General features: G+C 74.2%; 15 protein-coding genes and 2 pseudogenes. 7 read left to right on the forward strand and 10 right to left on the reverse strand.

What is annotated here, in order from left to right; genetic code table 11:
• Positions 1-17: 17 nt before the first annotated feature.
• Together VSR01_RS13060 and VSR01_RS13065 are read right to left on the reverse strand one after the other, a co-directional pair.
• The gene (locus VSR01_RS13060) at positions 18-341 is read right to left on the reverse strand and encodes a hypothetical protein (RefSeq protein ID WP_326449400.1); all 324 of its coding nucleotides are present in this window, start codon (positions 339-341) and stop codon (positions 18-20) included.
• Positions 342-447: 106 nt separating this feature from the next.
• Positions 448-2,874 (reverse strand): immune inhibitor A domain-containing protein, encoded by a 2,427-nt coding sequence (locus VSR01_RS13065; RefSeq protein ID WP_326449401.1) that lies wholly within the window; start codon positions 2,872-2,874, stop codon positions 448-450.
• Positions 2,875-3,248: 374 nt separating this feature from the next.
• Here VSR01_RS13065 and VSR01_RS13070 point away from each other — a divergent pair, with 374 nt between their 5' ends.
• Complete coding sequence (locus tag VSR01_RS13070) at positions 3,249-3,551, forward strand: hypothetical protein (RefSeq protein WP_326449402.1); 303 nt, start codon at positions 3,249-3,251, stop codon at positions 3,549-3,551.
• 17 nt (positions 3,552-3,568) lie between these two features.
• Here VSR01_RS13070 and VSR01_RS13075 read toward each other — a convergent pair whose 3' ends face one another.
• The 3 genes from VSR01_RS13075 to VSR01_RS13085 form a co-directional block, all read right to left on the reverse strand.
• On the reverse strand, positions 3,569-4,042 hold the full coding sequence (locus VSR01_RS13075) for an RDD family protein (RefSeq protein ID WP_326449403.1): 474 nt from the start codon (positions 4,040-4,042) through the stop codon (positions 3,569-3,571).
• Positions 4,043-4,204: 162 nt separating this feature from the next.
• Positions 4,205-4,636: an RDD family protein gene (locus VSR01_RS13080; RefSeq protein WP_326449404.1), complete on the reverse strand. Its 432-nt coding sequence runs from the start codon at positions 4,634-4,636 to the stop codon at positions 4,205-4,207.
• A gap of 578 nt (positions 4,637-5,214) precedes the next feature.
• The gene (locus VSR01_RS13085) at positions 5,215-7,089 is read right to left on the reverse strand and encodes an RDD family protein (protein WP_326449405.1); all 1,875 of its coding nucleotides are present in this window, start codon (positions 7,087-7,089) and stop codon (positions 5,215-5,217) included.
• Positions 7,090-7,406: 317 nt separating this feature from the next.
• Between VSR01_RS13085 and VSR01_RS13090 the strand changes: the two genes are divergently transcribed.
• Positions 7,407-7,895: an SsgA family sporulation/cell division regulator gene (locus VSR01_RS13090; RefSeq protein ID WP_326449406.1), complete on the forward strand. Its 489-nt coding sequence runs from the start codon at positions 7,407-7,409 to the stop codon at positions 7,893-7,895.
• A 20-nt stretch (positions 7,896-7,915) separates the two neighbouring features.
• Here VSR01_RS13090 and VSR01_RS13095 read toward each other — a convergent pair whose 3' ends face one another.
• Both VSR01_RS13095 and hppD read right to left on the reverse strand, forming a co-directional pair.
• Complete coding sequence (locus VSR01_RS13095) at positions 7,916-9,286, reverse strand: FAD-binding oxidoreductase (RefSeq protein WP_326449407.1); 1,371 nt, start codon at positions 9,284-9,286, stop codon at positions 7,916-7,918.
• A gap of 118 nt (positions 9,287-9,404) precedes the next feature.
• A complete protein-coding gene (hppD, locus tag VSR01_RS13100) occupies positions 9,405-10,529 on the reverse strand; it encodes a 4-hydroxyphenylpyruvate dioxygenase (protein WP_326449408.1) in 1,125 nt (374 codons plus the stop codon).
• Positions 10,530-10,683: 154 nt separating this feature from the next.
• Between hppD and VSR01_RS13105 the strand changes: the two genes are divergently transcribed.
• The 5 genes from VSR01_RS13105 to VSR01_RS13125 all read left to right on the forward strand — a co-directional run bounded on the left by VSR01_RS13105 (position 10,684) and on the right by VSR01_RS13125 (position 15,185).
• On the forward strand, positions 10,684-11,154 hold the full coding sequence (locus VSR01_RS13105; protein ID WP_326449409.1) for an Lrp/AsnC family transcriptional regulator: 471 nt from the start codon (positions 10,684-10,686) through the stop codon (positions 11,152-11,154).
• Positions 11,155-11,196: 42 nt separating this feature from the next.
• Positions 11,197-11,844: an ABC transporter permease gene (locus VSR01_RS13110; protein ID WP_326449410.1), complete on the forward strand. Its 648-nt coding sequence runs from the start codon at positions 11,197-11,199 to the stop codon at positions 11,842-11,844.
• Between the two features lie 145 nt (positions 11,845-11,989).
• Positions 11,990-13,249 carry an ABC transporter ATP-binding protein gene (locus VSR01_RS13115; RefSeq protein WP_326453636.1) on the forward strand — a complete coding sequence of 420 codons (1,260 nt, stop codon included), beginning with the start codon at positions 11,990-11,992 and terminating at the stop codon, positions 13,247-13,249.
• 59 nt (positions 13,250-13,308) lie between these two features.
• Positions 13,309-14,166, forward strand: a complete 858-nt coding sequence (locus VSR01_RS13120) for an ABC transporter permease (protein WP_442785669.1) — start codon at positions 13,309-13,311, stop codon at positions 14,164-14,166.
• A gap of 59 nt (positions 14,167-14,225) precedes the next feature.
• A complete protein-coding gene (locus VSR01_RS13125; RefSeq protein WP_326453637.1) occupies positions 14,226-15,185 on the forward strand; it encodes a glycine betaine ABC transporter substrate-binding protein in 960 nt (319 codons plus the stop codon).
• Between the two features lie 137 nt (positions 15,186-15,322).
• Here the strand turns inward: VSR01_RS13125 and VSR01_RS13130 are convergent, their stop codons facing one another.
• From VSR01_RS13130 to VSR01_RS13140, 3 genes and pseudogenes are all read right to left on the reverse strand, one after another.
• The gene (locus tag VSR01_RS13130) at positions 15,323-16,147 is read right to left on the reverse strand and encodes a S16 family serine protease (RefSeq protein WP_326449412.1); all 825 of its coding nucleotides are present in this window, start codon (positions 16,145-16,147) and stop codon (positions 15,323-15,325) included.
• Positions 16,148-16,194: 47 nt separating this feature from the next.
• A pseudogene (locus VSR01_RS13135) lies at positions 16,195-16,371 on the reverse strand (IclR family transcriptional regulator); the annotation flags it as partial.
• Positions 16,372-16,446: 75 nt separating this feature from the next.
• A pseudogene (locus VSR01_RS13140) lies at positions 16,447-17,061 on the reverse strand (IclR family transcriptional regulator); the annotation flags it as partial.
• Positions 17,062-17,207 lie beyond the last annotated feature (146 nt).

Genomic DNA, 17,207 nt, shown 5'->3' on the forward strand with positions numbered 1-17,207 from the left:
CGGGCCGTGCGCGGCGGCTACGGCGGCGGGACCGGTCCCGTCACCCGCCCGAGGGCGGAGATCGGGTGCCAGGGGTCCGCGCCGCGCGCGCGGTAGTCCCGCCAGATCAGCCCGTCCGGGTGGTGCAGCACGGCCGACGTCTCGTCCGGCGTCGGCGGCTCCGCGTTGCCGCTGATGCGGGCGCCGCGGAAGCCGAGGTTGCTCAGCCGGGTCAGCGCGCGCTGCCGGCTGCGGGCGTGCACCACCACGCGCACGGTGTGCTCCGGGTAGCCGGGGTGCGGCAGCCTGAGCGCGACGACGACCGTGCCGCTGGGGAGCCTGGTGAATCCGCCGACGGCCATGCCCCCATGGTCCGGCCTCCGGCCGCCGCCCACCAGGGGACGACGGCCGGACGCGGTATCCGCGCAGGTCGGCGACGTGCGCGAGGTGAGTCGCGGAAGCGGCGGATCAGCGGTGCGACGGGCCGACCCGGACCGTCATCGTGCTGCCGTCGAACGCCTCGTTCACGATGGTGATCCTGGTGTTGGTGTCCGGCACCTTGACGCCGCCGGTCGGGTTGCCGCTGGACCAGTACGTGCCGCTGTGGTCGTCGAAGACCGGCGAGCCGAGCTTGGCGGGGACACGGGCGGTGACGCCGTCGTCGTGCAGCGTGAAGCCGTCGGTCGGGTACCAGCTGAACGGCGAGTCGTAGGCCTGGATGCGGTTGCGCATGACCGTGCCGTCCGACCACTTCTCCGGCTTGGCGTGCGCGTCGATCGGCAGGATCTCGCCGGAGCCGGGGTGGACGCCGACGTTGTTGTCGGGCTGCGAGGTGTCCCACAGCCAGATCAGCAGGCCGTTCTGGTACGGGTAGTGCTCGACCCAGTCGGGCCGGCTGCCGGCCCAGCCGAAGTTGTACGGGCCGGTGCGCAAGGTGGCGTCGTAGGAGACGTACTGCCGGTTCTCCGCGATGTAGAACTGCGGGTAGTCGCTGGTCAGGGAGGCGCCGATGCGGGAGAAGCCCTTGGCGGTCCAGCCGTTGTCGTCGCCCTCGGCGCCGTCGCTGACGACGGTGGCGCCGTCGGCGGTGACGGTGATCGCGTCGGCCGCGAAGCCCTTCTGCGCCACGCCGCCGTCGGTGAGGTAGCGGAAGCGCAGCTGGATCTGCTTCCCGGCGTAGGCGTCCAGCGGGAAGGACAGGTCCTCGTAGCCGCCGGAGGTGCCGGTCAGCGCGGGCACGTCGCCGCCGTCGCGCGGCAGCGCCTTGCCGTTCGCGGTGCCGTCCAGCGCGGTCCAGGTGGCGCCGCCGTCCGCGGAGACCTCGGTGTAGAGGTAGTCGTAGTTCTCCTCGATGTCCCACCAGCCCTTGAGGTCCAGGGAGGCGGTGGAGGCGCCGGTGAGGTCGACCGGGCGGGTCAGGGTGTTGGCGAGGTTGTCGCCCATGCCGCTCCACCACTGCTTGGCGCCCTCGGGCGGGGTGGCGACGGGGGTGGTGACGGCCTTGTCGGGCAGCTGGACGACCAGCGCCTGCTTGTCCTTGGTGTTGTACTCGGCGACGCCCAGCTTCGTCGTGGACGGCGTCGCGGCCTTCGCCGAGGCGTAGTTGAGCCAGCCGAGCTGGAGCTTGTCCCAGGCGCTCATGTCGTCGGGCAGGTCGCCGATGGCGTTCTTGCCGGTGCCCATCCAGGAGCCGGAGGACATCAGCGACCAGAAGGCGACGTTGGACTCGCCGACGTAGGTGGTGTCGTACTCGTCCGGCAGGCCCAGGTCGTGGCCGTACTCGTGGGCGAAGACGCCGAGTCCGCCGTTCTCCGGCTGGAGGGTGTAGTCGCCGACCCAGATGCCGGTGTCGCCGATCTGGGTGCCGCCGGCCTTGTTGCCGGCCGGGCCGGTGCGGCCGGCGTCGGTGCCGTAGGCGTACCAGCGGTGCGCCCACAGCGCGTCCTCGCCCTGCGCGCCGCCGCCCGCGGACTCGTCCTCGCCGGCGTGCACGATCTGGAAGTGGTCGATGTAGCCGTCCGGCTCGTTGAAGTTCCCGTCGCCGTCGTAGTCGTAGCGGTCCCACTGGTCGTACTGCGCCAGGTCGGCCTTGATCTGCGCGTCGGTGCGGCCCTGCGCCTTCTGGTCGCTGACGTACGCGGTGGTGGCGTCGCGGATCAGGTCCCAGGCGTTGGAGCAGATCGAGGAGCCGCAGTAGTTGGAGCCGTAACGGGCCTCGTTCCAGGGCACCTTGACCCAGTCGGCGACCTCGCCGTCCACCGAGTAGCGGCCGGAGGACTGCTTCTCGTAGTACTTCGCCAGCGACTCGGTGTCCTTGGCGTGCGAGAAGTACAGGTCCTGGAAGTGCTGCCGGTTGTAGTCGGCCTGCCAGGCGGTGGAGTTGTCGTTCGCCCGGTCGGGCGCGGCGATGGTGTTGTGCGCGGGTCCCGCGGTGCCGCCGTACTTGGCGGCCGGGGGCTGCGGACCGTCCGGGCCGTCCGGGTCGTAGGTGGTGGTGTCGTCGACCTGGTCGCCGAACTCGGCGAGGATGGTGAAGATCTTGTCGGTCTTCTCCCGGCCCAGCTCCACGTACTTGCTCTTCTTGCCCTTGGAGCCGCGCAGTTGGACGACCTGGGAGCCGCCGCGCTGCTGGACGGCGGTCTGCCCGGCGACGACCTGCTGGAGCGCGGCGTCGTGCTCGGCGGCCTGCTGCTTGCTGAACGGGCCCGGCAGGTCGTGCGGTTCGCTCGCCGCCGGGTCGTGCGCGGCCGACGCGGCGGCCGACGTCGCGGGGGTCGCCGGCGCCTGGCCGGGGGTCGCCGCCCAGGCGCCCGAGGCGGTGGCCGCGGGCACGGCCAACGCGGCTATCGCCAGGGCCAGTACCGCGGGTTGGGTGATCCGCTGCTGTCTGTTCACAATTCCTTGACCTCCCCTTGGGAAAGGCCATTGCACCGGCTGCGCCGGGGAAAAGACAGATCTTGACTTGAGCATGGCACACCAGTACGGTTGCCGGTTTCCGGGGATCGCGGTCCGCTCAGCGGACGGCACGTCGGCGCGCGGACATCCGTCAGGCGTGCGACCCCGTGCGCCCCCTTGTGCTCCGTGCCGCAGGTGAGGCAAGGCTTACCCGGTGTCGGGGACGGGCATGCGCATCCGTAGAGTTCGTGCGGACGCCGCTCCCCCGCGGCGCCGCCCCGCCCCGCGCCACCGCCAGACCCCGCACCGACACCAGCCCTTGAGCTCCCGTCATGTGCCCCCGCACCGACGTACCCCGAGGATGGATCGCCGCCATGCCGCGTCCTACGCCCGCGCACATCGCCTACGGTTCGCTGACCGTCGTCCTGGCCACCCTCGTGCTGCTGCTGGCCACCGGCGCACGCTCCGGCGCCGCGGTCGCGGGCCTGGCCGCGGCCGGGCTGGCGCTCGGCCTCGGCGTCGCGGTGGCGCTGGCGCGCGGCAGCGGCAGCGGCAGCGGCAGCGGCAGCGGCAGCGGCAGGGTGACGGCCGCCGCTCCCGCCACGGCCGCGGTGCCGCGGGCCCGGGTCGCCGACCGCGCGCAGGCCGCCGCGCGCGAGCCGTCGCTGCGCCGCTGACGCGCCCGGCCGCCGGCTCAGACGGCCGTGACCACCACGGTCCTGGCCGCCTTGTCGTGCAGGCACTGCCGGTACGGCCGGTCCCACACGCACCACAGCGAGTTCAGCAGCCAGAACAGCGGTCCGACCAGCAGCACGGCGAGCGCGCCCGGCAGCGCGTAGACCGCGGCCCTGGTCCAGCCGGCCTGCCCGGGTACCGCGCCGTCGGCCAGCCGGGCGGCGCGGATGCGCAGCATCAGCTTGCCCAGTGTCTGGCCGCGCGCGGCGGTCATCGCGCCCTCGTAGGCGAAGTACAGGGCGAACGTCAGCACCCCGACCAGCACCTGACGGCCGTACGAGACGTCGTCCGGCCGCGACATCGCGCCGCCGAGCACCGCGGCGGACATCAGCAGGTCCAGCCCGACCAGGACCGCGGTGTCCACGAGCCGGGCCAGGACGCGCTGTCCGAGGGTCGCGAGCGGGGCCATGCCGGTGGGCTGCGCAGCGGTCATGCCTGTCGAGTAAACCAGCCGTCCGGGGGACGGTACAGGGCGCGTGCGCATCCCCCGCGGGGGCGCACGCCGCCCCCGCGGGCCCGCGGCGCACGGGATGTGACTCGGCGTCGGCCCGCCGGCGACCGCTCCCGCCGCCGCCCCCGGGCCGGGGCCCGGGGGTCAGGCCGCCTCCACGACCACGGTCTTGGCCGCCTTGTCGTGCAGGCCCTGCTTGTACGGCCGGTCGAAGGCGACGGTGATCCCGATGATCAGGAACCACACGCAGCTGCAGCAGAACGCCGGCAGCCACAGCACGAGCGCGCGCAGCGCGGACGCCTGCGCGGTGGGCACCGCGCCGTTGTCCAGCATCGCCGCGCGCAGGCCCATCGCCCGCTTGCCGAAGGTCTGCCCGGTGGACCGGGTCATCACGAACTCGTAGAGGAAGCCGATCCCGGCGGTGAACACCCCGCCCACCGCGGAGCGCCCGGCCGTGAAGTCGCTGCCGTGCAGGCCGACCGAGGCCCAGTCCAGCAGGAACGCGGGGATCAGCACGATGACGATGTCGATGATCCGGGCGAGGACACGCTTGCCGCCGGCCGCGAGCGGGGGCATCCCGGCCAGCGGGTCCTGCCCCCCGCCGGGACCGCCGCCGGGACCGCCGGCGTAGGGGTTCCGGCCGTACGGGTCCTGGCCGCCGCCGTACGGGTCCTGGCCGCCGTAGGGGTTCTGGTCGTACGGGTTCTGCCCGCCCGGACCTCCCGGGCCCGGACCGCCCGGACCTCCCGGTGGGGGCTGGTCGTACGGGTTCTGGGCGCTGTACGGGTCCCGGTCGTACGGGCTGCGGCCGCCGGGGACCTCGGGGCCGCCCGGCGGGGGCGCGCCGTGCGGGCCGCTGCCGTAGGGGCTGCCGGGCGGGGGCTGGTCCGGCGGCGGGTCGGGGGGCCGACCGGAGCCGGCGTCCCCCGGGGCTTGGCGGACGGGTCGTCAGGGGGCCCGGGCGGCGGCTGGTCGGTGCTCATGCACCGAGTCAAACCCGGGGGCGGGCCGCCCGCGCGCCGCGCGACCCGTTCGGGCGACGCGGGCGCGGCGGCGGGGTCGTCCCCGGCCGGGGGCGATGCGGGCGCGGCGGCCGGATCGTCCCCGGGCGGGGGCGACGAGCGCGCGGCGGACGGGCCGGCCGGGCCCGCCGGTCAGCCGCCGGCCACGAAGGTGCGGGCCGCCTTGTCGTGCCAGCCCTGCTTCCACGGCCGGTCGAACAGGCACCACGCGACGCCGACGAGGCCGACGACGAGCGCGTTGAGCACGTTCCTGGCCAGCCAGCGGCGCAGGCTCGCGCCGAAGCCGGGCGGCAGCTGGGCCTCGATGTCCAGCACCCGCAGCCCGACCAGCTTCTTGCCCAGGGTGCGGCCCCACTTCGCGGTGGGCAGCACCTCCAGCAGGATGCCGGCCAGCAGGAAGACGGCGAGGACGGCGGCGAGTTCGGCGCCGGTGGTGCTGTCGATCAGCCACACCTTGACGGTCTCGCCGGTCAGCTTCGCCTGGTCGACCTTGTCCTTGGCGTGGTGGTACGCCGCCGAGCCCAGCGGGACCGCCGCGGCGGCGGTCAGCGCGCCCACCACCACGCCGTCGATCACCCGGGCGGCGAAGCGCCGGACCAGGCCGCCGGGCCGGTCGCTGCCCCGGTCGAGCCCGAACGGGTCCGGGGGCGGCGGGCGCCACCCCTGCGCGCCGCCCTCCCGCGCCAGCCCCTGCACCCGTGCCGCCCACCCGCCCTCGCCCCCGAACGGCTGCGCCTGCGGCGCGGCTTCCCCGGCGAACGGCCGAGGCTGCGCCTGCGCCTGGGCTTCCGCGGAAAACGCACGAGGCTGCGCCTGCGGCGGGGCTTCAGCGCCGAACGGGCGCGCCGCCGGCGGCGTTCCCGGCTGTCCGGACAGCGCCTGCGACTGGGGCTGCGCACCGGGCTGCGCGGGCTGCCCCGCCTGCGGCCCGGGCTGTTGCCGCGCGTCCCCGGCGAAGGGCTGCGGCCGCGCCACGGGCTGCCCCGGCCGCAGTTGCGGCAGCGCGCCGCGCCCGCCGGCCGCCTCCCCCGCCGGGCCGCCGCCCTGCCCGGGCACAGCCTGGGGCCTGCCCCGCGGGCCGGGCCAGGCCCCGCCCTCCTCGGGCGCGGACGCCGCGGAGGGCCACCCGGCCCCGCGCCCGTCCGGGCCGGACGGCGCGTCCGCCCTGGGCGTGCCGCCCGAAGGACCGCCGGTCCGCGGCTCGGGCCAGGCCCCGGGCTCACCGGAACCCGCAGAACCCGCAGAACCCGCAGGCGCGTCCGCGCCGGGCGGACCGGCCGGCGGACCGGCGGTCTCCGGGTCGGGCCAGGCGCCGGGTTGCCGGGCCTGGGCGCCCCATGAGATGGCCGGGCGTTCGGCGCCCGGGGGCAGGACGCGCGGCCAGGACGGGGTGTCCGCGGACGCCGAGCGCGGGTCGCTCGCCCGCGGGTCGCTCGCGCCCGGGTCCTGCGGGGCCGGCGCGGCGTAGGGCTCGGGCGCGGCGTAGTGGTCGGGCGCGGCGTACGGGCTCTGCGGGGCGGGCGCGGACGCGGCGGACAGGGCCGAGGGCGCGGAGGGGTCGGCGTCGGCCGGAGGGCCGGGGCGGTCGGCCGGGCGCGGCTGCGGCACCTGCGGCGCCCTGCCGAACTGCGCGCGCGGCGCCGACGGGTCCTCGTCCAGGAACATCGGCCCCGACTCGTCCAGTCCCGCCCCCGCCGCACCGGCGGCTCCGGAAACTCCGGACGCCCCGGGAACCCCGGACGCCCCGGCCCGCGGACCCTGCGCCCCCGGCGCGGCGTTCGCCGCGCCCGCCACGCCGGACGCCCCCGCCGCCCCCGCCTCCCCCGTCTCCGGGACCGGGAGATCCGCCGGCGCGGGGCGGCTGGTTCCCGGCACCCAGGCGGAGCCGTTCCAGTAGCGGATGTAGCCGGGGATCGACGGATCGGGGTAGTAACCGGGAACCGGGGAACCGGACGACGAGGAGGGCGTGGCGGAAGAACCGGAGGAGCCAGACGTGGGTGCGCTCATGGTTCACGATTCCGTATCTGCTCGGCCGGGGCATGGATGCACGTCCACATCTACCAGACCGGCGCAGCGCCCGGGCCCGCCCTGCCGGACACCACCCCGCGACTGCGCGCGTGCCGCCCCGCGCGCCGCCCGGCCGCGGGCAGAGCGTCACTCCCCGTCTTACTCCCCCGAGCGCCCGCGCACCCGGGCTTCCGAGAAGTTGAGGGAAATTCGCGGAACCCGCGTAATGGTTGGAGAGGCACGCGCTCTCTTCCAGGTGCAGGGTCCATGCGCACACCGCCCAGGGGCCACCGCGCCAAGGAAAGGACGTCGGACACATGCAGACCGTGGTGGAACGCGAACTCGAGATGCAGCTCGTACTCTCACCGGAGCGCAGCATTCCGGTTCCGGCCAGGCTGGCCTACCGCACGGACGACCCGTACGCGGTGCACATCACCTTCCACATCGGCTCGGACGCCCCGGTGAACTGGACGTTCGCCCGCGAACTGCTCGTCGAGGGGGTGTTCCGGCCGTGCGGCCACGGTGATGTGCGGATCTGGCCGACGAAGGTCAACGCCCGCAGCGTGATCTGCCTCGCCCTCAGCTCCCCCGACGGCGACGCGCTGCTGGAGGCGCCGTCCTCGGTCGTCGCGGCGTGGCTGGAGCGCACCCTGCGCATGGTGCCGCCGGGCACCGAGCACGAGCAGCTGGGCCTGGACGACGCGCTGGGCGCGCTGCTCGCGCCGGCCGCTGGCGACGAGGGGTGGCCGCGGGACCCTTCGCGGCGGCCCGGCAGCCGGGACGACACCCCGGACGCGAGCGCCTGACCGCCCCGCGCGTGCCGCGGTCAGAACAGCTTGCCCGGATTGAGCAGCCCGAGCGGGTCGAAGACCGCCTTCAGCCCGCGCTGCAGCTCAAGGCCGGTCGGGCCCAGCTCGCGTGCCAGCCATTCCTTCTTCAGCAGGCCCACCCCGTGCTCGCCGGTGATCGTGCCGCCCAGCTCCAGGCCGAGCGCCATGATCGCGTCGAAGGACTCGCGGGCCCGCCGCGACTCCTCGGGGTCCCGCGCGTCGAAGCACACCACGGGGTGGGTGTTGCCGTCGCCGGCGTGCGCGCAGACCCCGATCGTCAGGCCGTACGCCTCGGCGATCCCGGCGACGCCCTCCAGCATGTCCGCGAGCCGGCCGCGCGGCACGCACACGTCGTCGATCATCGTGGCCGTGGACACCCGCTCCAGCGCGGTCAGCGACATCCGCCGCGCCTGGAGCAGCAGTTCGGACTCGGCGGCGTCCTCGGCCGGCACCACCTCGGTGGCGCCCGCGGCCGTGCACAGCGCGCCGACCGCGGCCAGGTCGGCGGCCGGGTCCGGGGTGTCGAAGGCGGCGAGCAGCAGCGCCTCGGTGGTCTCCGGCAGGCCCATGTTCGCCATCGCGTTGACCGCGCGGACGGTGGTGGCGTCCATCAGCTCCAGCAGGGACGGCACATGACCGCTCTCCATGATCGAGCAGACCGCCGCGCCCGCGGCGGCGGTGGACGGGAACTCGGCGGCCAGCGCGAGCTGCCGGGGCGGCGCGGGCTTGAGCGCGACCACCGCCCGGACCACGACGCCGAGCGTCCCCTCGGAGCCGACGAACAGCCGGGTCAGGTCGTATCCGGCGACGCCCTTGGCGGTGCGCCGGCCGGTGCGCAGCAGCCGCCCGTCGGCGAGCACCACGTCGAGACCGAGCACGTACTCGGCGGTGACCCCGTACTTCACGCAGCACAGGCCGCCGGCGCCGGTGCCGATGTTGCCGCCGATGGTGCACATCTCCCAGCTGGAGGGGTCCGGCGGGTAGGACAGGCCGCGCTCGGCGACCGCGCGCGAGAGCACCGCGTTGACCACGCCGGGCTCGACCACCGCGATCCGGTCGACCGGGTCGATCTCCAGGATGCGGTCCATCTTCGCCGTGGACAGCACGATGCAGCCCTCGACGGCGTTGGCGCCGCCGGACAGGCCGGTGCGGGCGCCCTGCGGCACCACCGGGACCCGCAGCGCGGTCGCGGTGCGCATCACGTGCCGCACCTGTTCGACGGTGCGCGGCAGCACCACCACCGCGGGCGTCCCGGCCTCGGAGAAGCTCGCCATGTCGTGGGCGTAGGAGGCGGTGACGTCGGGGTCGACGAGCACCGCCTCCGGCGGCAGGGCCTCGCGCAGCGCGGCGGTCAGTTCGTCATGCATGCGATCAGCCTCGCAGGAGGGTCCGTCCCGCGGAAGTGGCTGCGCCGCAGGCCGGCGCGGGCCCGCGGCACCCGGCCACGGGCCCGGCGCACGGCGCCGCGGGTCGGGCGCGGGGGCGTCAGAGGTTGCCGCGGCGCTCCTGCTCGCGCTCGATCGCCTCGAACAGCGCCTTGAAGTTGCCCTTGCCGAAGCCCATCGAGCCGTGCCGCTCGATCATCTCGAAGAACACGGTGGGCCGGTCCTGCACCGGCTTGGTGAAGATCTGCAGCAGGTAGCCGTCCTCGTCGCGGTCGGCGAGGATCTTCAGCTCGCGCAGGGTGTCCACCGGCACGCGGGTGTCGCCGACCCACTCGCCGAGGGTGTCGTAGTAGGAGTCCGGGGTGTCGAGGAACTCCACGCCCGCCGCCCGCATCTGCCGCACCGAGGCGACGATGTCGTTGGTGGCCAGCGCGATGTGCTGCACGCCGGGGCCGCCGTAGAACTCCAGGTACTCGTCGATCTGCGACTTCTTCTTGCCAGCCGCCGGCTCGTTGAGCGGGAACTTGACCTTGCGCGAGCCGTCCGCGACGACCTTGGACATCAGCGCGGAGTACTCGGTGGCGATGTCGTCGCCGACGAACTCCTTCATGTTGGTGAAGCCCATGACCCGGTTGTAGAAGGCCACCCACTCGTCCATCCGGCCCAGTTCGACGTTGCCCACGCAGTGGTCGACGGCCTGGAAAAAACGGCGGGCCGGCGGCTCCATTATGGGCTCCGCGGCGGCGTACCCGGGCAGGTAGGGGCCGTCGTAGCCGGAGCGGTCGACCAGGGTGTGCCGGGTCTGGCCGTAGGTGGCGATCGCGGCGAGCACGACCGTGCCGTGCTCGTCCTTCAGCTCGTACGGCTCCTCCAGGCCGGTGGCGCCGTGCTCGACCGCGTAGGCGTAGGCGGCGCGGGCGTCGGGGACCTCGATGGCGAGGTCGACCACGCCGTCGCCGTGCTCGGCGACGTGCCCGGCCAGGAACCGGCCGTACTCGGTCTCGGCCTTGATCACCGAGGTGAAGACGAACCGGGCGCCGCCGGACTCCAGTACGTACGAGGCGGTCTCGCGGCTGCCGTTCTCGGGTCCCGCGTAGGCCACGCGGCGCATGCCGAACGCGGTGGAGTAGTAGTGGGCCGCCTGCTTGGCGTTGCCCACGGCGAAGACGACGGCGTCCATGCCGTTGACGGGGAAGGCATCCTGGGTCCCACTGGGTGCAGTCATGGGAAAAGCGTCTCCCCGCCCTTCAGAGTGCGCAACAGTTCCGGATTTCCCTGGACAGGATGCATAGCCGGAGCCAGGATCGTACGGTCAATCTGTACACAGTGACCACGCTGCACCGCGGACTGCCGCGGCAAACCTGGGGAGGCGGGCGGGGATGGGGATCGACGCGCTGGACGGGCGGCTGATCACGCTGCTGGACCGGGAGCCGCGGATCGGGGTGCTGGAGGCGTCGCGGCGGCTCGGCGTGGCCCGCGGCACGGTGCAGGCCCGGCTCGACCGGTTGAGGGCCAACGGGGTGATCCGCGGGTTCGGCCCGCAGGTGGACCCGGCGGCGCTCGGATACCCCGTCACCGCCTTCGCGACGCTGGAGATCAAGCAGGGCCAAGGACCCGATGTACGGGCGCACTTGGCGGGTGTGCCGGAGGTGCTGGAGCTGCACACCACCACCGGCCAGGGCGACATGCTGTGCCGGCTGGTGGCCCGCTCCAACGCCGATCTCCAGCGGGTGATCGATCGCGTCGTGGGCTTTGATGGGATTGTCAGAGCGGCCACGGCGATCGTGATGGAGAACCCGGTGCCGCTGCGGATCATCCCGCTGGTCGAACAGGCGGCCCGGGACGTGTGAGCGGTCCGGAACGCGAGGCCGCGGCGCGGGAGGCGGCGGGACGTGAGCTTCTGGTCGTACCTGTCACACCGTCATCAGCAACTGCTCGCCGACGCCTACCAGCACGCCAGCGCCGTCTTCCAGTGCATGGTGGTGGCCACCGTGCTGGGCGTGCTGATCGGCGTCGTCACGTACCGCAGCCGCTGGGCCGGCGACCTGGCCACCACCACGACCGCGACGATCCTGACCATCCCCTCGCTGGCCCTGATCGGCCTGCTGATCCCGGTGCTCGGCCTCGGCGTGCCGCCCACGGTGACCGCGCTGGTGCTGTACGGGCTGCTGCCGATCGTCCGCAACGCGATCGTCGGGCTGCGCGGGGTGGAGGCGACGCTGGTGGAGGCCGCCCGCGGCATCGGCATGTCGCGCACCGCCCGGCTGCTGCGGGTGGAGCTGCCGCTGGCCTGGCCGCCGATCCTGACCGGCATCCGGGTCGCCACCCAGATGCTGATGGGCATCGCCGCGGTCGCCGCGTACGCCTCCGGTCCGGGCCTGGGCAACGAGATCTTCCGCGGCATCGCCTCCCTCGGCAGCGCCAACGCGCTCAACGAGGTGCTCGCCGGCACCCTCGGCATCGTGGTGCTCGCGCTGCTCTTCGACGCCGCGTACGTGCTCATCGGACGGCTGACCATCCCGAGGGGGATCCGTGGCTGAACCCGTCACCGCGTCCGGGGCGGCGTCCGGAGACGCGTCCGCCGCTTCCGGGACCGCTTCCGGGACCGCTTCCGGGACCGCTTCCGGGACCGCCTCCAAGTCCGCCTCCCCAGCCGGCTCCGGAACCCAGGCGGCGGGCGCCCCGATCGCCCTGGAGGACCTGACCAAGCGCTACCCCGGCAACCCGCGGCCCGCGGTGGAGAGCGTCACGATGGAGATCAAGGCCGGCGAGACGGTGATCCTGGTCGGGCCGTCCGGCTGCGGCAAGTCCACCACGCTGAAGATGATCAACCGGCTGATCGAGCCCTCCTCGGGCCGCATCCGCATCGGCGACGAGGACGTGACCGACATCGACCCGGTGCGGCTGCGCCGCAAGATCGGCTACGCGATCCAGTCCTCCGGGCTCTTCCCGCACATGACGGTCGCCGAGAACATCGCGCTGGTGCCGAAGATGGTCGGCTGGGGCAAGTCCCGGGTCAGGGACCGGGTGGAGGAGATGCTCGACCTGGTCGGCCTCGACCCGCGCGAGTTCCACGGCCGCTACCCGCGGCAGCTGTCCGGCGGGCAGCAGCAGCGGGTGGGCGTGGCGCGGGCGCTGGCCGCCGATCCGCCGGTGCTGCTGATGGACGAGCCGTTCGGCGCGGTCGACCCGATCACCCGCGACCACCTCCAGGACGAGCTGATCCGGCTCCAGCACGAACTGCACAAGACGATCGTCTTCGTCACCCACGACTTCGACGAGGCGATCAAGCTGGGCGACCGGATCGCGGTGCTGCGCGAGCGCTCGCACATCGCGCAGTTCGACACCCCGGAGGCGATCCTCACCAACCCGGCCGACGAGTTCGTCTCCGGCTTCGTCGGCGCCGGCGCGGCGCTCAAGCGGCTCAACCTGACCCGGGTGCGGGACGTGGAGATCGCCGACTTCGCCGCGCTGACGGTGGACGAGCCGCTGCAGTCGATCTTCGACCGGCTGCGGATGAGCCAGCACAACGAGCTGCTGCTGCTCGACCACCGCAGGCGCCCGTACAAGTGGCTGCGGCGCGGCGACCTGATGCGGGCCAGGGGCTCGCTGGCCCGCTCCGGCACCCCGGTCACGCACACGGTGACCCGGGACGCCACGCTGCGCGACGCGCTGGAGGCGGTGCTCACCGACAGCGGCGGACGCGTCGCGGTCACCGGGCGGCGCGGGGAGTTCATCGGCGTGGTGGACATGGAGACGCTGATGAACTCGGTGCACGAGATGCTGGAGGCCGACCGCCTGGCCGCCGCGGAGCACCGCCACGAGCTGGCGGAGGTCAAGGCGCGGCAGGAGTCCGGCCGGGCGCCCGGCGAGGGCGAGGAGCCCGGCGGGAGCGGGACCGGCGGCAGCGGGGCGACCGGCGGGGGCGGGGAGCAGGCGCCGTGACCGCCCCCGAGCGCTACCGCACCGAGCGCCGGGGCGTGCGGCGCACCGGTTCGCGCCGGATGGACGCCGCCGAGGCGCTCGGCCTCCCGGAGGACGGGGACGGCCGGGACGACGCGGACGACCGGGACGACCGGGAGGCGGCCGCCGAGGGCGCGGTGGGCCCGCCGCACCGGCCCGCGCGCAAGGTGACCTGGCAGAAGCTGGTGTTCATGCCGGCCCTGCTGGCCGTCGCGCTGGTCGCCACCTACCTGTGGATCACGCACATCCACCTGGACGCGATCGAGCACAACTCCCTGGACAACGGCAACGTCCAGCTGCGGCTGTGGCAGCACGTCAGGCTGACCGCGATCTCCACCTTCTGGGTGCTGCTGATCGCGATCCCGCTGGGCGTCGCGCTGACCCGGCGCCGGCTGCGGCCGGTCGCGCCGCTGTTCACCGCGCTGGCCAACATCGGCCAGGCCACCCCGGCGATCGGCCTGCTGGCGCTGCTGGTGATCTGGCTGGGCATCGGCGCCCGCACCGCGATCATCGGCATCGTCATCTACGCGGTGCTGCCGGTGCTCTCCAACACCGTCGCCGGCCTGCGAGCGATCGACCCGACGATGGTGGAGGCCGCGCGCGGCATCGGCATGTCCGCGCTGGGGGTGCTGACCCGGGTGGAGCTGCCGCTGGCGGTGCCGCTGATCCTGGCCGGGGTGCGCACCGCGCTGGTGCTCAACGTCGGCACCGCGACTCTCGCCACCTTCGGGGGCGGCGGCGGTCTCGGCGACCTGATCACCTCGGGCATCGTCAACCAGCGCATGCCGGTGCTGGTCCTCGGGTCGATCCTGACGGTGGTGCTGGCGCTGTTCGTGGACTGGCTCGCCTCGGTCGCCGAGGCGCTGCTGCGCCCGCGCGGCCTGGAGGCCGGGAGGTGAGGGGCGTCGGGCGACGGGCGGCGCGCGGGCGGGACGCCGGGAGGGCGCGGCGGGGAGTCCTGGCGGCCGGAGCCGGCGGCCTCGCGCTGACCTGCCTCGCCGCCTGCGGCCTGACCAGCGGCAGCCCGCTGGTGGACGACGTGGAGCCGGGGTCGGTCGGCGCGGGCAGGCCGCTGAAGGGCGCCTCGCTCACCATCACCTCGAAGAACTTCAGCGAGAACATCATTCTCGGCGAGATGATCGGCCTGGTGTTCAAGGCGGCCGGCGCCTCGGTGCTGGACCGCACCAACATCACCGGTTCCATCGGCGCCCGCGAGGCCGTCAAGTCCGGCCAGGCGGACGCGATGTACGAGTACACCGGCACCGCCTGGATCACCTACCTCGGGCACACCGAGCCGGTGAAGGACCCGCACGCGCAGTGGCGGGCGGTGCGCGACGCGGACGTGCGCAACGGCCTGACCTGGCTGCGTCCGTCCACCCTGGACAACACCTACTCGCTCGCCATCAGCGCCCGCGACAACGCCCGCTACCACCTGCGCACGCTCTCCGACGTGGCCGCGCTCGCCCGCCGCGACCCGGGCGCGGTCACGCTGTGCGTGGAGAACGAGTTCGCCTCCCGGCAGGACGGCCTGGTCGGCATGGAGAAGGCGTACGGCATGAACCTGCGGTCGGGGAACATCCAGAAGATGGACGCCGGGATCATCTACACGCAGATCAACAAGAGCAACTCGTGCCTGCTCGGCGAGGTGTACACCACCGACGGCCGGATCAGGTCCATGCACCTGACCGTCATGAAGGACGACAGGGGCTTCTTCCCGCACTACAACGCGGCGCCGGTGATCTACTCCAAGGCGTTCCGCGAGCACCCGGTGATCGCGAAGCTCCTCGACCCGGTCAGCGCCCGGCTCACCACCGCGGTCGCCCAGCAGCTCAACGCCAAGGTGGACGTCGACGGCCAGGACCCGCACGACGTGGCGAAGGACTGGCTGATCCAGGAGGGCTTCATCAAGGAGGGCTGAGCGGGGGCCGGGCGTCGGCCCGGGTCGGGGGCCGGCCGAGGTGGTGGCGGAGGCGGCAGCCGAGGAGGAGGAGGAGGAGGCCGAGGCGGAGGAGGAGGCGGCGGCCGAGTGGGTCGCCGAGGGACCGCCCGCGCCCGTCAGCAGGCCGGCGTCGGCTGTCCCGCGCGCAGCGCCGACAGCGCCGACAGCGCGGTGTCCAGGCTGGTGACGGGCACCAGCGTCAGCCCCTTGGGGAGCCGGGCCTTGGCGTCGGCGCACTCCGCGCGCGGGACCAGGAAGACGGTGGCGCCGTCGCGCCGCGCGGCCTGCTCCTTCAGCGGCACCCCGCCGACCGCGCCGACCTTGCCCGAGGCGTCGATCGTGCCGGTGCCGGCGATGACCCGGCCGCCGGTGAGGTCGCCGCCGTGGCCGTCGCCCCGGATCTTGTCGATGATGCCGAGGGTGAACAGCAGGCCCGCGCTCGGGCCGCCCACGTCGGTCAGCCGCAGCGTCACGGTGACCTTCGACGGCGACAGGCCGAGCTCGTGCAGCGCGGCGGCGGTCGCGGCGTCCTGCGACTCGGTCATCTGCCGCTGGTTGGCCTTCTCGATCTCCTTGACCGAGCCGCCGCCGGGGTAGACCGAGTCGCGCGGCATCACGGCCTGGTCGGTGGCGAACCAGGCGTGCCACACGTCGCCGAGGTGCACCGAGGCGTCGGGCGCGGTGGCCTCGATGGTCACCATCCGCAGCTGCCCGCCGGTCCTGCGCACCGCGGCGCCCTCGACCGTGATGATCTGGGTGCCCTTGTCCGCGCCCAGCACGTTCGCGGTCATGCCCGGCGCGACGATGGTCAGCGGCAGCGGCGCGAACGCGGCCACCGCGAACAGCGCGACGAGCACCGCGCCGCACACCGCGAGCGCCACCGGCCGCCGCGGCGGGCGGAGGCGGAGCACGGGACGCGGAGCGCGCAAGGTTTCAGCCATGCGCCGAACCCTATTTCACCGCCCGCCCGAGCACCGCACGCCCCCGGTCAGCGCAACGCGTCCGCGACCTCGGTGGCCGCCTCGACGACCCGGGCGCCGACCCGCTCCGGCACCGAGTCCGACAGCATCACCACGCCCACGCTGCCCTCGATGCCCGGCACCCCGATCAGCGGGGCCGCCGCGCCGCTCGCCCCGGCCTCCAGCTCGCCGGTGGTGATCACGTAGCGGGGCCTGGGCAGCGGGGCGTCGCCGATCGCACGCTCGCCGCCGTCGCCGAGCCCGTCGATCATGCCCACGGCCGGCACGGCGGCGGCCAGTTCCGCGTACGAGGACGGGCCGGACGGCGCGGAGGGCCCGGCGGCCCCGCCCGCCGCCGCGGACGACGGCGCGGCCGGGTCGTAGGGCGTCGCGGGGTCGTACGGGGCCTCGGCGAACCGCTCCCAGCCGACGCCGTCCGGGCTGGGCTGCAGTCCCCGCCCGGCCAGGATCGCGCGGCCGGCCGCGCCGCGGTCCAGCGGATGGCGGAAGCCGGTGCGGTAGGCGACGTGGTAGTCCGTCCAGGTCGGCTCCACCACCGCGACGGCCAGCGCCTCCGTGCCGTCGACCAGGGTGAGGTGGGCGGTCGCGCCGATGTCCTCGGCGAGCGAGCGCAGCGCCGGCAGCGCGGCCTCGCGCAGCAGCGGGTGCACCTGGTGGGCCAGGCCCAGCACGCCCAGGCCCACCCTGGCCCGGCCGCCGAGGTCCCTGCGGACCAGCGAGTGCTGTTCGAGCGTGGCCAGCAGGCGGTAGACCACCGTGCGGTTCACGCCCAGCTTGGCCGCCAGCTCGGTCACGGTCAGCCCGTGGTCGGTGTCGGCGAGCAGCTTCAGGACCCGCAGGCCCCGGTCGAGCGTTTGAGACGTCTCCGCGGTCACGACGCCCCCTCCTCGTGAAATCGGCGGCGCATCTCGGTCCCGATCGGGTACGCACTGCCGGTCCCGCGGCAGTGCGCGGAGAGGCCGCCGGTCGGTTCTTGCGTACCGGCTGCGCTCCGCGGCAGCACTGCCACGGCGCGTGCGTG

This window comes from Actinacidiphila sp. DG2A-62 (genome assembly GCF_035825295.1).
Classification (GTDB): domain Bacteria; phylum Actinomycetota; class Actinomycetes; order Streptomycetales; family Streptomycetaceae; genus Actinacidiphila.